Origin of the sequence: Agromyces aerolatus (assembly GCF_031432255.1) — a bacterium.
Taxonomy (GTDB): domain Bacteria; phylum Actinomycetota; class Actinomycetes; order Actinomycetales; family Microbacteriaceae; genus Agromyces.
This window is the reverse complement of sequence record NZ_JAVKGQ010000001.1, coordinates 401,659-415,786: the sequence shown is the minus strand read 5'-3', so window position 1 is coordinate 415,786 and position 14,128 is coordinate 401,659. Positions and strand designations below refer to the sequence as shown.

At 72.7% G+C, this 14,128-nt stretch carries 10 protein-coding genes; 8 read left to right on the top strand and 2 right to left on the bottom strand.

Annotated elements, in window-relative coordinates; translation table 11 throughout:
- Positions 1-14 precede the first annotated feature (14 nt).
- On the top strand, positions 15-1,058 hold the full coding sequence (gene tdh, locus RH864_RS01940; protein ID WP_310515807.1) for an L-threonine 3-dehydrogenase: 1,044 nt from the start codon (positions 15-17) through the stop codon (positions 1,056-1,058).
- Positions 1,059-2,246: a glycine C-acetyltransferase gene (locus RH864_RS01935; protein WP_310515806.1), complete on the top strand. Its 1,188-nt coding sequence runs from the start codon at positions 1,059-1,061 to the stop codon at positions 2,244-2,246.
- 42 nt (positions 2,247-2,288) lie between these two features.
- On the opposite strand, the gene RH864_RS01930 is transcribed toward RH864_RS01935, so the two are convergent.
- Positions 2,289-3,698 (bottom strand): sensor domain-containing diguanylate cyclase, encoded by a 1,410-nt coding sequence (locus RH864_RS01930; protein WP_310515805.1) that lies wholly within the window; start codon positions 3,696-3,698, stop codon positions 2,289-2,291.
- Entirely contained in the window at positions 3,695-4,498 is an 804-nt protein-coding gene (locus tag RH864_RS01925) for an alpha/beta fold hydrolase (protein WP_310515804.1), read from the bottom strand. Before RH864_RS01925 ends, RH864_RS01930 begins: the two co-directional genes overlap by 4 nt.
- Positions 4,499-4,627: 129 nt before the next feature.
- On the opposite strand from RH864_RS01925, the gene RH864_RS01920 reads away from it, so the two are divergent.
- From RH864_RS01920 to RH864_RS01895, 6 genes are all read left to right on the top strand, one after another.
- Positions 4,628-6,565 carry a sensor histidine kinase gene (locus RH864_RS01920; RefSeq protein ID WP_310515803.1) on the top strand — a complete coding sequence of 646 codons (1,938 nt, stop codon included), beginning with the start codon at positions 4,628-4,630 and terminating at the stop codon, positions 6,563-6,565.
- A complete protein-coding gene (locus RH864_RS01915; RefSeq protein ID WP_310515802.1) occupies positions 6,562-8,691 on the top strand; it encodes a sensor histidine kinase in 2,130 nt (709 codons plus the stop codon). Before RH864_RS01920 ends, RH864_RS01915 begins: the two co-directional genes overlap by 4 nt.
- Positions 8,692-8,729: 38 nt before the next feature.
- Positions 8,730-9,404 (top strand): response regulator transcription factor, encoded by a 675-nt coding sequence (locus tag RH864_RS01910; RefSeq protein ID WP_310515801.1) that lies wholly within the window; start codon positions 8,730-8,732, stop codon positions 9,402-9,404.
- A 426-nt stretch (positions 9,405-9,830) separates the two neighbouring features.
- On the top strand, positions 9,831-10,589 hold the full coding sequence (locus tag RH864_RS01905) for a hypothetical protein (RefSeq protein WP_310515800.1): 759 nt from the start codon (positions 9,831-9,833) through the stop codon (positions 10,587-10,589).
- Positions 10,586-11,146 carry a hypothetical protein gene (locus RH864_RS01900; RefSeq protein ID WP_310515799.1) on the top strand — a complete coding sequence of 187 codons (561 nt, stop codon included), beginning with the start codon at positions 10,586-10,588 and terminating at the stop codon, positions 11,144-11,146. Before RH864_RS01905 ends, RH864_RS01900 begins: the two co-directional genes overlap by 4 nt.
- Positions 11,143-14,127, top strand: coding sequence for an OmpL47-type beta-barrel domain-containing protein (locus RH864_RS01895; RefSeq protein ID WP_310515798.1), 2,985 nt, complete (start codon positions 11,143-11,145; stop codon positions 14,125-14,127). The genes RH864_RS01900 and RH864_RS01895 overlap by 4 nt, the downstream gene beginning before the upstream one ends.
- Position 14,128 lies beyond the last annotated feature (1 nt).

Here is a 14,128-nt window from a genome sequence, read left to right as displayed (position 1 = left end):
CCCAGCATGGACGCATGAAGGCGCTCCAGAAGGGCACCGCAGCACCGGGGCTCGAACTCGTCGACCGACCGATGCCCGTCGCGGGCCCCGACGAGGTGCTCGTCCGCGTGCTGCGCACCGGCATCTGCGGCACCGACCTGCACATCGATCGCTGGGACGCGTGGGCCGAGTCGACGATCACCGCGCCGCTCGTCCCCGGGCACGAGTTCTACGGCGAGGTCGTCGAGGTCGGCGACCTCGTGCACGACGTCGCGATCGGCGACCGGGTCTCGGGCGAGGGACACATCGTGTGCGGGACCTGCCGCAACTGCCGTGCGGGGCGGCGCCAGATGTGCATCAGGACGATCGGGCTCGGGCTCCAGCGCGACGGCGCCTTCGCAGAGTTCCTCGCATTGCCCGCCAGCAACGTGTGGGTGCACCACCCGGATGTCGCGCCCGAGCTCGGGGCGATCTTCGACCCGCTCGGCAACGCCGTGCACACCGCGCTCATGTTCCCCCTCGTCGGCGAGGACGTGCTCGTGACCGGATGCGGACCGATCGGGCTGATGGCCATCGCCATCGCGAGGCACGTGGGCGCGCGGTACATCGTCGGCACCGACGTCAGCGGCTCGCGCCTGGCGCTCGCGGAGCGCCTCGGCGCCAGCGAGGTCGTGGATGTGTCGAGCACGCGGATCGCGGCGGCGCAGGAGTCGCTGGGCATGCGTGAGGGGTTCGACGTCGGTTTCGAGATGAGCGGAGCGCCGACCGCGCTCCCCGAGATGATCGAGAACATGAACCACGGCGGCCGGATCGCGATGCTCGGACTGCCCGCCGACGGGTTCGGCGTCGACTGGGGCAAGGTCGTCACGCACATGCTCACGATCAAGGGCGTCTACGGGCGCGAGATGTTCGAGACGTGGAACGCCATGGGTGCCATGCTGCAGACGAGTGCCTCGCTCAGCGCCGCGGTGACCTCGGTCATCTCCGACTGCGTGCCGGCGCGGGACTGGCGCGCGGGGTTCGCCGCGGCATCCGCCGCCGACGCGGGCAAGATCATCCTCGACTGGACGGAGCTGTAGATGTACGCCGGATTCAAGGACCACGTCGCGGGCGAGCTCGCGGCCATCGAGGCGGCCGGGCTCACGAAGCGAGAGCGCGGCATCCGAGGCCCGCAGGGCACGACGGTCGTCACCGACGGCGCCGAGGTGCTGAACTTCTGCGCCAACAACTACCTCGGCCTCGCCGACGACGCACGACTCGTCGAGGCCGCGAAGGCCTCGCTCGACGAGTGGGGGTACGGCCTCGCGAGCGTGCGGTTCATCTGCGGCACGCAAGACCAGCACCTCGAGCTCGAACGCCGCATCTCGGGGTTCCTCGGGACGGAAGACACCATCCTCTACTCGTCGTGCTTCGACGCGAACGGCGGGGTGTTCGAGGTGCTGTTCGGCGCCGAGGACGCCATCATCTCCGACGAGCTGAACCACGCCTCGATCATCGACGGCATCCGGCTCTCGAAGGCGCGCCGCCTCCGCTACCGCAACCGCGACATGGGCGACCTCGAAGCGCAGCTCGTGAGCGCGGCGGACGCGCGCTTCCGGGTGATCGTGACCGACGGCGTCTTCTCGATGGACGGGTCGATCGCCCCGCTGCCCGAGATCTGCGACCTCGCCGAACGCCACGACGCGCTCGTGCTGGTCGACGACTCGCACGCGGTCGGCTTCGTCGGCGAGCACGGCCGCGGGACGCCCGAGCTCACCGGGGTCGAGGGTCGCGTCGACCTGCTCACCGGCACGTTCGGCAAGGCGCTCGGCGGCGCGTCGGGCGGGTATGTGAGCGCGCCGCGCGAGATCGTCGCGCTGCTGCGCCAGCGCTCGCGCCCCTATCTCTTCTCGAACACGCTGGCCCCGTCGATCGTGGCCGGAACGCTCGCGGCGCTCGACCTGCTCGAGGGCTCGGGCGAGCTGCGACGGAAGCTCGCCGCGAACGCGCGGCTGTTCCGCTCGCTCATGGCGGCAGAGGGGTTCGACCTGCTGCCCGGTGAGCACCCGATCGTGCCGGTCATGTTCGGCGACGCGGCGCTCACGGCGCGCATCGCCGACGCCATGCAGCGGGCGGGTGTCTACGTGACGGCGTTCAGTTACCCCGTCGTGCCGCAGGGCCGGGCGCGCATCCGTGTACAACTCTCGGCCGCGCACTCCGAGGAGCAGATCCGCCGCTGCGTCCACGCGTTCGCCGAGGCGCGGGCGGAGGCCGGTGCGGAGCGGTGACGTTCGGCGACGTTCGGCGTCTGACGCGCCGGTGAACTCCGCTCAGCTCGCGGGCGCGGGCTCCGCGGCGGTGTCGAGCGCGATCTGGTCACGGCCATTGCGCTTCGAGGCGTACATCGCGAAGTCGGCACCGCCGGTCATGGCCTCGGCCGAGGTGTACCGCGTCTCGCCCGGCCGATGGGTCGCGATGCCGATCGACGCCGTGACGTGGAAGCCGGCGGGCAGGCCTTCGATGGACTCGCGGACCGCTGAGGCGATCCGTTCGGCGATGATGAGCGCGCCGGCACCGTCGGTGTGCTCGCACACGATCAGGAACTCGTCGCCCCCGAAGCGGCCGATGCGGTCCTCCGCGCGGACCGAGTCCCGGATGCGCTTGGCGGAGACCGCGAGCACGCGGTCGCCCATGCGGTGGCCGAACCGATCGTTGATCGCCTTGAACCCGTCGAGGTCGAGGAAGATCAGCGACAGGTGGCTGTCCGTATCCTTGGCCGCGGCGAACGCGTTCTCGGCGATCTCGTCGATCGCCACGCGGGTCGCCACCTGGGTGAGCTGGTCGACGGAGGCGAGCTCGCGCATCCGGCCCTGGAGCCAGACGTGGGAGAACGCGAGACCGGCCTGCTTCGCGAGGGCCCGATGCAGCTCGACCTCGTTCTCGCCGAATTCGCGGGGGCGCCCATACAGGCAGGCGACCGCGCCGAGCAGCTCGTCGCCGTCGGTGATCGCGATGGCTGAGAATGCGGCCGCGCGTTGCGCCCGCAGCAGCTCGCCGAGCTCATCGGACCTCGAGAACGCCTCTTCGAGGTCGGGGATCACGACCATCTCGTCCGGCCGCAGCGCGCGGGGGCCTTCGGGGCGTGAGGCGCGAACGGCTCGCAGCAGGTCGCGCAGGTGCTCGCCGTTGAGCATCCGGTAGCTCGAGCCGTCGGGCTCGTAGGCGACCACGGCCGCGTCCGACGCGGCGAGCCCCGCGCGGGTGACCTCGGCCAGGACCATGGCGACCTGGTCCTCGGTGCGTGCGGCGAGGAATCGGGTCGCGGCTTCCTGCAGGATCCGGACGCTCGAAGCGGATGCCTCGGCCTCGCGCTTGGCGTTCAGCATCTCCCGTTCGAACTCTTCGCGGCTGGTGCCGTCGAAGACCGCGAGCCGGACCTCTTCGGTGCCGTCGTCGGCGACCCCGACGGTGGCGTTCACGAGGATCGGCATGCTCGTGCCGTCGGCGCGCGTGAGGCGCAGCGAGATCGCGCGCAGCTCGGACTGCGCGCGGACCTGATCGCCGAACCAGGTGCCGTAGTAGGCCTGGCTTCCGGCGTCGAGCAGGTCGTGGAAGGCGGTGCCGACGACGTCGGCGTGCTGGTGGCCGGTCCATTCGAGGAACGTCGCATTGACCCTCGTGACGACGTCGTCGGCGTCGGTGAGGAGCAGTCCGCAGGGCACGGCGTCGATCTTGATCACGCGAGCGACTCCCGGATGCGTTCGATGAGCTCCGCCGGATCGGAGAGGTTGGGGATGTGGCCGCGCGCGGACATCTCGATGAGCCGGCTGCCCGCGATGTGCTCGTGCACGTAGCGCCCGACCTCGGGCGCCGCGATGTTGTCGACCGTCGACTGGAGGATCACCGTGGGGACCGTGACGTCGGCGAGGTCGCGCCGGTGGTCGGAGAGGAAGGTCGCCCGGGCGAACTCGGCGGCGATGCCGGGATCGGCCGCCGTGATGGACTCGGCGAGCTCGGCCGTGAGCTCGGGACGCTCCGGGTACCCCATGAGCACGGTCGAGAGGGAGGTGACTGCGGCCGGATAGTTGAACTCGAGCGAGTCGAGCAGCTCGTCGACGGCGTCCCTCGTGAACCCGCCGGAGTACCCGTCGTCGTCGAGGTACCGGGGCGACGGGCCCACCATGACGAGCCGGGCGAACAGCTCGGGTCGCTGGTTCGCGGCGAGCATGCCGATCATGGCGCTGACCGAGTGGCCGACGAAGGTCACCTCGCCGAGGCCGAGGGCCTCGATGAGCTCGATGACGTCGTCGGCGTAGCCGTGCAGCGAGTCGTATTTCGCGCGTTCGTAGACCGTGCGGTCCGACCCGCCGACCCCGACGTGGTCGAACACGACGACGGTGTGGTCGGGTTCGAATGCGGGCGCGACGAAGCGCCATGACTCTCCTGAGCCGCCGAAGGCGTGCGCGAAGACGATGACCGGCCCGTTCGGAGTGCCGGTGACCCGGACGTTGTTCCGCACGAGAGGATCCACTGCGTGCATGGGTCCTCCCTTTCTCTCTCGCCGAATTCTATTGGGTCCGACCTGGACAAGTGCGTCGCGGCGGGGACAGGCCTCGGCCGGGACATCCGCCTCTGTCGCTGAGCCGCACCGACTCGCAATACTGAGCCTGTGAGCGCACCCGGGGGTCCGGCGGGCGCCGCGCGGGCTGCGCGGCGCCCGTTGCTGCTCGCCGGGCTCTCGATCGTCGCGCTCGCGTGGATCCCGCTCGCGGCGATGGTCGCCGTCTCGGCGATCGCGTCGATCGAGTGGTCGGGCACGCTCCGCCTCCTGATCACCGCGGTGGTCTACGCGCCGGTCGCGGCGATCGCGCTCACGCGTCGTCGCGCGGCGGTCGCGATCATCACGGGCGCGCTCGCGGTCACGAGCGCGTGGTTCGCCCTGGCCGTGATCGTCGGCGAGCTGCCCGGCACCCGCCCGGAGATCGACGGCGTGGTGCGCTGGTTCGCGTTCCTCGCCCGGCAGCCCGAGCTCGCGGCGCTCGCGATCCTGCCGTGGCTGCTGCTCCGCACGCGGGGCCGGCTCCGGACCTCGGGCGTCGCGTTCGGGCTCGTGGCCATCGTCGGCGAGTGCGTGACATGGGTGCTCTGGTTCGGCGGTGTGCCGCCGACCGCCTGGATCGACCTCCTCCCGCTCCTCGCCGCGCTCGCGAGCTTCATCGCCGCGGCGATCGCGCTCGCCGGCGAGTGGCGCAGCGGCACCGATCGCGAGCGCCAGGCGCTCACGTGGCTCGCGGTCGGTGCGGTGCTGTTGATCCTGAGCTATGTGCGCGTCGTGGCCCCGCTGCCGCCCATGGCCGCGGTCGTCGCCGATGCGGCGTTCGTGCTCGCGCAGGGCCTGCTGCCGACCGCGATCCTCGCGGTGCTCCTCGGCGGGCGCGAGATCGCGTCGGATCGCCGGCTGGCCGGCGGAATCGTGTGGGTGCAGTCGCTCGCGCTCGCGGTGAGCCTCTACCTGGTCGTGAACGAGGCGGCGGTGCTGCTCGGGATGCCGGAGGCGGTCGCCGGGGCGTTCGCCGCGGGCGCGCTCGCGCTGTCGTTCAGCGCCGTCAGCCGGTTCGTCCGCCGGCGCACCGCGCTGCTGTACTTCGGCCCCGGGGCGGACGCGCGTCAGGTGCTCGGCCGGCTCGGCGAACGGCTCGCGGTCGCGGGCGACGACACGGGCATCCGGGGCATCGCCGAGTCGCTGCTGGTGACCTGGCAGCTCTCGTCCGTGACGATCGCTCCGGCAGCGGATGCCGACCCGGTCGCGGTGGGCCGCACCGGTGCGGCCCGGCTCGCGACCGAGCTGCGGGCCGGCGGGCGGCCCGTCGGCACGATCGAGCTCACGAGCGACGACGAGACGGTGCTCGAGCACCGGGTGCGCCCCGTCCTCGAAGACCTCGCGGGACTGATCGCGGTCGCCGTGCTCCTCGCGAGCGTCAACCAGGAGGTCGCGGCCACTCGGCGGCGCACGCTGGGCGTGCGCCGGGAGGAGCGGCGGATGCTCCACCGGGAGCTGCACGATGAGCTCGCGCCCGCGCTCGCGGGCATCGGGTTCGGGATGGCCGCGGCGAGCCGGCTCATCGAGACCGGAGACCCGGCCGCCGAGGCGTCGATCGCCGAGCTGCGCGAGCAGGTCGCGGTCCGGACCGAGGACGTCCGCCGGCTCGCCCGCACCATGCTGCCCGCGGCGCTCGACGCGGGCGACCTCGACGGCGCGCTGCGCGAGCTCGCGCAGCGCTTCAGCGGCGACGGCCTCGACGTCGACGTGCACTCGGGCGGCACCGATGTGCTCGACGCGGGCGTGCAGATCGCGCTCTACCTCGCGCTCGCCGAGGCCGTGTCGCGTCTCCGGCGCGAGGCGGGGGTGCACCGGATCGACGTGCACGTCGGGATGGACGACGCCCGTGCGACCGCCCGGCTGCGCGCCGTCGGCGCCCGGCCGACGGTGGCCGCGTGGCGCGCGCTGCTCGACGCGACGACCAGGCGCGCGCTCGACGTGGGCGGGGTCGTCGCGGCCGCGGCCGATGCGCACGGGCACGTCATCGAGATCACGGTGCGCCGATGACCGCGGTGCACGGCACGACGCGGCCGAGCCCGGTCCGGCGCGGGATCGCGATCGCCGTCTGGGCGGTCTCGTGGATGCTCGCACTCGCCTCGCTCGTGATCGCGTGGGTCGCGGCGTTGCCCACCGCGCCGTTGCCGGGCGTCTTCCTGTCGCAGGCGCCGCTCGCGATGCGCGCGAGCTTCGACGACATCGGGGTCACCGTCGCGCTCATCTACGGCCCGGTCGCGGCCCTCATCCTCGCCCGGCGGCCGCACCCCGTCGGCGTGATCCTCGCGATCCACGCCGTGGGCTCCGGGATCGCCGCCTTCGGCGTGCAGTACGGGCTGCTCGGTGCCGAGGTCGACGGGTTGCCGCTCTGGGGGCTCGCGGCGTTCGCGGCCGGCTGGGGCTTCGTGCCCGGCACGTTCATGACCGCCGCACTGCCGCTGCTCGTCACCAGGCGTCGGGTGCCGCGCTGGCAGCTCGCGCTCGTCGTCGTGTGCGGCGTGGTCGCGTTCGCCGCGTTCTTCGCCAGCCTGACCCAGCAGAGCGTGCCCGAGCCGCGCAACCCGTTCGCGATCGACGATGCCGCGTACCAGGCCGCACTCCCTGGTCTCTACACGGCGCTCTCGTTCGCGGCGGTCGGCATCTCACTCGTGTCGTGCGGGGTGCTCGTGGCGCGGTGGGCGACGGCCGCGGGCCGCGATCGGGTCGGACTCGCATGGCTCACGCTCGGGCACGTGTTCCTCACGGCGTCCTACCTCGGCCTCGTGCTGCCCGAGGGGTTGTCGCTCCCGGCCTGGATCGTCGATTTCGGCCTCGTGGCGCCGGTGCTCGGCCAGGTGCTGTACCCCGCTGCGATCCTCGTGGTCGTGCTCGGGCAGCGGCTCTGGGGCGTCGAGTTCGTGGTCAGCCGCGTCATCCTGTGGTCGCTGCTGTCGATCAGCGGCGTCATCCTCTACCTCGTGGTGGTGCTCGCGGTGCCGCGACTCCTGCCGGGCGCCGAGGGCGCCTGGCTCGTCGCACCCATCCTGATCGCGGTCGCGGTCCAGCCGATCCGGCGCTGGCTGCAACGGCGGATCGATCGGCTGATCTACGGCGACGGCGCCGAGCCCGCGGTGCTCCTCACCCGGCTGGGCGACCGCATCGGCGAGCTCGAGCCGGGCCCGGCCGGGCTCAGGGAGCTGAGCGATGCGTTGCGCCGGGTGCTGCGTCTCGGCTCGGTCGAGGTGCGGTCGGCGTCCTCCGAGATCGTCGAGGTCGCGGGCACGGCGTCGGGCGTGCCGGTGGTCGTGCCGCTCATGAGCCGCGGGCACCGGGTGGGTGAGCTCGTCGTGCGCCCGCTCGAGGGCCAGCGGTTCGATCGGCGGACGCTCGCGGTGCTGGACGACGTGGCGGGGCTCGTCGCCGCCGCGGTGCAGCTCGTGGAGTCGAACCTCGTGCTCGAGCGCGCGCGTGGCGACCTCGTCGCCCGGCGCGCGGGGGAGCGGCGCGCGCTGCGGCGCGAGCTGCACGACGGGCTGGGCCCGGCGCTGGCCGGCATCGGGTTCGGGCTCGCCGCGGTCGAGAACCTGCTGCCGGCGCAGCCCGTGCGGGCTGGCGCACTGCTGGACGAGCTCGCCGACGACCTCGCGCGCCGGGCCCGCGATGTGCGCGACCTCGCCGGGGAGGTGACGCCCTCGCCGCTCGACGGCGCCACGCTCGCCGAGGCGATCGACGAGCTCGCGCGGCGGTTCGACTCGGACGAGCTGCGGGTGGTCGCCGAGGTCGAGCCGGTGCCGGCGCTGCCGGCCGCGGTGCAGGATGCGCTGTACTTCATCGCCGCGGAGGCGCTCGCCAATGCGGTCCGGCATTCGGGGGCGACCCGCATCGACGTCGCGATCGCCCGGCTCGACGACGCCCGCCTCGGCGCCGTCGCGGAGGTCGTCGTCGTCGACGACGGCCGGGGCCTGCCCGGGGCGGTGCGCCCCGGCGTCGGCCTCGCCTCGATGCGTGAGCGTGCGGAGGAGCAGGGCGGCACCCTGGTGATCGAACGTCCCGCGCGGGGGACGCTCGTCCGTGCCCGGATCCCGGCACGACCGGCGCACCCGGCCGCCGAGGTCGAGGACATGGTGCACTGGCGCGCCGGGACACCGGGACAGGAATGATCGGACTGGATAGGGTGAGCCGAGTCGGGGAGGTCCGCATGCCGCAGGAGCGCAGCATCACGGTCGTGGTCGTCGACGACCACCCGCTCTTCCGGAGGGGCATCATCTCGTTGCTCGACACGCTCGAGCATGTGCAGGTCGTTGGCGATGCAGCGACCGTCGACGAGGCGATCGACGTCGTCGACGCGACCGAGCCGGACGTCGTCCTCATGGACCTCGATCTCGGCGGCGGTTCGGGCATCGACGCGACGAAATCGGTCGTGCGGAGGCATCCGTCGGTCGCCGTCCTCGTCCTCACCATGCTGGGCGACGACCATTCGCTGTTCGCCGCGATGCGCGCTGGCGCGCGCGGGTACCTCCTGAAGATCGCCTCGCCGCGCGAGGTCGAGCGCGCCATCCACGCCGTCGCCGACGGCGAGGTGCTCTTCGGTGCGGATGTCGCGCAGCGCGCGATGGCGTTCCTGGCCGGCTCGACCCCCGATCAGTCCCCGAAACCGTTCCCGGAGCTCACCGACCGTGAGTCCGAGGTGCTCGACCTCGTCGCCCGCGGGCTCGACAACGGGTCGATCGCGCGCACGCTCGTGCTCACGAACAAGACCGTGCGCAATTACGTGTACGGCATCATCACGAAGCTCGGCGCGCCCGACCGCAGTGCGCTCATCGTGATCGCCCGCGAGGCGGGTTTCGGCGCGTCGCGCACCGCCACCGGCTGATCCGCGCGCCGCGCGCCGCGCCGCGCCGCGCCGCGCCGCGCCGCGTGTGTTGGAGTGCCGAAAGTGTGTCGGAGCCCCTGCACGGCGAGCCTCCATCACACTTTCGGTACTCCAACACACTTCGGGCGGCCTACACACTTCGGGCGGCCTACACACTTCGGGCGGCCGACACACTTCGGGCGGCCGACCCACTTCGGGCGGCCGACCCACTTCGGGCGGCCGACACACTTCGGGCGGCCGACCCACTTTCGGCACTCCAACACACTTCGGGCAGCCGACCCACCTGCGCGTCCCGGGGCTGCACCGGGCCGGTTCAGGACATTCGCACCTGTGGCCCGGGCCGTCGGGCCGTCGAGTCTCGGAGGGTGCCGCGACGTGCGGCTCCCGCAGCTTCGTGGCTGCGCCCTTCGAACGAAAGCGAATCCCATGTCCAGCACACCCGAATCGCTGAGCGCACCGGCGCCCGGCGCACCCGCGCCCGGCGCGGCGACAGGCCCGACGCGCTCGCGCCGCGGGTTCCGCTTCACGGCGTGGCCGCTCTGGGCGGTCGTCGCCGGCGCGCTCGGCGCCGCAGGCACGCTCGTCTTCGACGTCCGGCCGCCGGCCGAGACCGAGGCCTGGCTCGCGGGCGAGGACTACGCGGTCACCGCCGCCGACGTGTTCACGCTCGACGTCGTCGCCGGCCGGCTCGGCTGGATGGCGGGCCTCGGTGCCGTGTTCGCGCTGCTGATCTTCCAGGGTCTCTGGCGCAGCCGCGTCGAGCGCCACTTCAGCTCCGCCGGAGCGCGGGTGTTCTCGGGCGGCCTGCTCGTGACCGCCGGTGCGGCCGTGCTCGGCTACGGCTGGAAGGGTGCCCTCGCGAACTACCTGGGGCCGGAGTCCGGCCTCTACGGCGAGGACGGGCTGTTCGTCTACTACATGCTCACCGACTTCGGCGCCTACCTGCCGTGGTTCGGCGTGCTCGTCTCGGCCTTCGCGGTCGCGTGGATGGCCTTCGTGGAGCGCATCGTCTCGCGCATCCTCGGCACGGTCAGCGCGCTGACCGGGCTGTTCGTGAGCGGCGTCATGTTCGCGATGGGCGTCCCCGGCATCCCCGGCACGCTCATGCAGATGTGGCTCGTCGTGCTCGGCGTATGGCTCGCGATCGGGCGCAGCCGGATCACGGACCCCGAGGTGCTCCGATGACCGGCACACGCACGAGCCGAGCACGCGCGACCCGGGCACGCTCCCGGCTGGCCCTGGTCGCCGGCGTCGCCGTGGCGTTCGCGCTCGCCGGATGCACCGGCGGAGACGCCGGCGTCGACCCGGCCGGCATCGAGGAGGCCGACACGTACGCCGAGGACGGCGCGCTCGACGACGCGATCGAGGACCGCGAAGCCCTCGGCGTGCCCGAGGAATGCGCTGCGGCGTTCGTGGGCGCGGTCGTCCCGGCGGACCTCGCCGACGTCGAGGCCCGCCCCGCTGACTGGCCCGAGCCGCCCGCCGGCTCGACCCTCTGCGTGACGGGCGGCGGCGGCTCGGTCGAGACCGCGTCATACGCGGCGACCGCCGGCATCGACGAGGTGCTCGCCCACTACGAGTCGGTGCTGCCCGCCTCGTACGAGCGGTTCCGCGTGAGCGGCGAGGAGAACGGCACGGGCTACGAGTCGCTCGACGGTCAGGGCGCCGAGGTCGCGTTCCAGATCAGGGAGAGCGACGGCGGCTTCGTCATCGCGTTCGCGCTGCAGGAGGGGCTCGAATGACGCGCCCGATCATGAGCGTCTGGGGCCGTCGCGCCCTCACCATCGCGGTGAGCGCGCTCGTCGCGGCTCCCCTCGGCCTCGGCGTCTCGGCCGCCGCCTTCGGCAGCGAGCCTGCGCCCGCGGACGCCCCGGTCGAGACCGAGACCGCGATCGAAGCGGATGCCCCGGTCGAAGCGGATGCCCCGGTGGACACGGATGCTCCGGTGGAGACGGATGCCCCGGTCGAAGCGGATGCTCCGGTGGAGACGGGTGCTCCGGTGGAGGCGGATGCTCCGGTGGAGGCGGATGCTCCGGTGGAGACGGGTGCTCCGGTGGAGACGGGTGCCCCCATCGAGACCGATGCGCCGGTCGAACCCGGACCGGCGCCCACCGTTGGTCGAGTAGCGAGCGCCAGCGAGCGTATCGAGGCCCCGCAACCCGACCTCGAGACGGTGTCACCCGGTCTCGATACGCATGCTCCTTCGTCGTTCGCTCCTCAACCGGCGGGTGCGGCCGCCGACCTGGTCGCCGACGGCATCGCACCGGGGCAGACCCGGGTGATCCCGCTCGACGTGGTGGAGGCGTCGGGTGTGCGGGCCGTCGTGGTCGCGCCCGTCGGCGTCGACGCGCGGCTCGTCCGGCCGGACGGGAGCGCGCAGGGGTGGACGGGCGCCGAGCGGGAGTACAAGAACCTGTTCGCCTATCCCCAGAGCTACGAGGCGACCGGGCGCTGGCATCTCGAGATCCGGAACGGCACCGAGCGTGCGGTGAACGCGAGCTACGAGTTCACCTTCCACCGTGCCGGTGCGGTCACGATGACCCTCGCGACCTCGACCGCGGCTCAGCAGGTCGCCGTCGAGGTGAATCTCCGGAACGATGCGGGGTTCATTCACGACGCCGAGGTCACCGGTGTGCTCACCGGCGACAACGGCCTGTACCAGCCTTTCACCGCGACGGCCGGGTCGGACCGGCACCGGTGGGCGTCCGCCACCCTGCGCCCGGGCTATTACACGGTCGTCGTGCGCGCCACCGTCGACGGGGTCGAGCACTCCGACGTCAACTGGGCGCGCGTGGTCGGCACCGACGGCGAGCCGCCGGTCCTGACCGCGGTCACCGACCCCGCGAACCCGGGGCCGGGGGGCTGGTTCACGCAGCCCGTCTCGGTCGAGGTGACCGCCGAGGACCCGTCGGGGATCTTCGTGCTCTGGCACCAGGTCGGCGACGGGCCCCGGTCGGCCGACAACGCCGACTTCGTCAGGATCCCGGTGACCGCCGACGGCGTGAACGAGGTCAAGGCGTGGGCGTGGGACCGGCTGCACAACGTGTCCGAGCCGGTCGTCACGACCGTCCGGCTCGATCGGAGTGCGCCCGAGGTCGCCCCGTCGGGAGTGCTTGCTGAGGGCACCGTCGGCGTCGGCGAGGCCGCGACGGCCGAGTTCTCCTGCGGGGATCCGCACTCCGGAATCGACCTCTGCATGCTCGACATCGTCGATGGGCCGGTCGTCCCGCCGGGCGGGGTGCTGCCGACGGACGTCGAGGGCACCCTGCAGTACCACCTGTGGGCCGTGAACAACGCGGGTCTCGAGACGAGGTCATCGGGCACGCTCGAGGTCGTCGCCGGGGGTGACGTGACGCCGCCGACCCTCGTGGTCACGACCGAGCCCGCGGCGTCGAACGCGCGCGGATGGTTCCGCCGCGATGTCACGGCGACGATCACGGCGAGTGACCCCGGCTCGGGCGTTGCGTGGGTCGAGTACCGCACGAGTGTGGACTGGACGCGTGTCGCCGGCAACGAGGCCCAGGTTCCGGTCACGGTCGACGGGCAGACGCAGATCGAGTATCGCGCCGCGGACCACGCGGGCAACCTCACGTCGGTGCGGACGCGGCTGATCCAGCTCGACCGGGTGCCGCCGAGCGTGCGCATCGACCCGTCCGTCGACGGCGTCGAGGTTCCGGTCGGTGCGCACCTGCCCGCCCGGTACACCTGCGGCGACGATCACTCGCAGATCCTCACGTGCGTCGGCTCCACGCCGTACGGTGCGGCCCTGCCGACGGACACGCCGGGCACGTACGAGTTGTCGGTGAACGCGGTCGACCGTGCGGGCAACGACACCGTCGTGCGGGCCGAGTACACCGTGCTCGACGACGACCCCGCGCCGCAGCTCGGTGCGATCGCCGAGCTCTCGGCCGAGGCCAACGAGCACGAGTGGCACAGGGATCCGGTCACGGTGTCCATCCGGGGCATCGAGGGCAGCGGCGCCGAGACCGTGCACTGGGAGCTCGATGGCGCCCAGACCGGCACCGGCTCGGCCGAAGGCTCGGGTGAGGTGACGGTGAGCGCCGAGGGCGACACGACCCTGTACTACTGGGCCGAGGACGCCGGCGGCGCGAGCGAGCCGATCCGGATCGACCTGCGGATCGATCTGACGGCACCCGAGATCGCCTACGGCGATCTACAGCCCGAGAGCCTCGTGCCGGATGCCTCGGGCGCGGCCCCGCACGGTCGCGAGTACGAGGTCGGCGACGGCGTCGTCTGGGGGTACTCCTGCACGGACGAGGGATCCGGGGTCGAGCTCTGCGAGTCGGAGCTGGGTCAGATGACGGCGATCCCGACCGACGAGCCGGGCGTGTTCAGCGTGACCACGACGGCGCGCGACTACGCGGGCCATGAGACCGTGGACGTCTTCACGTACGAGGTCGTCGGCCCCGACGGCGAGCCCGGACCCGCTCCCGGCCCTGGTCCTGGACCTGGCCCCGGCCCTGGACCTGGCCCCGGCCCGGTCGATCCGGGCCCGCGCCCCGGCACGGGAGGCCCGGCGGGCGGGGGAGCGACGCCCGGCGACGTTCGGACCGCGGGCGAGGCATCCGCTGACCGCGATGGGCAGGCGCGCCTGCCCATGACCGGACTGCCGGTCGCGCCGATCGTGGCCGCGCTGCTGCTCCCACTCTTCATGGGTGCGGCGTTCCTGCTCGTCGCCCGTCGCCGCTCCGCGAGGAGCTGAT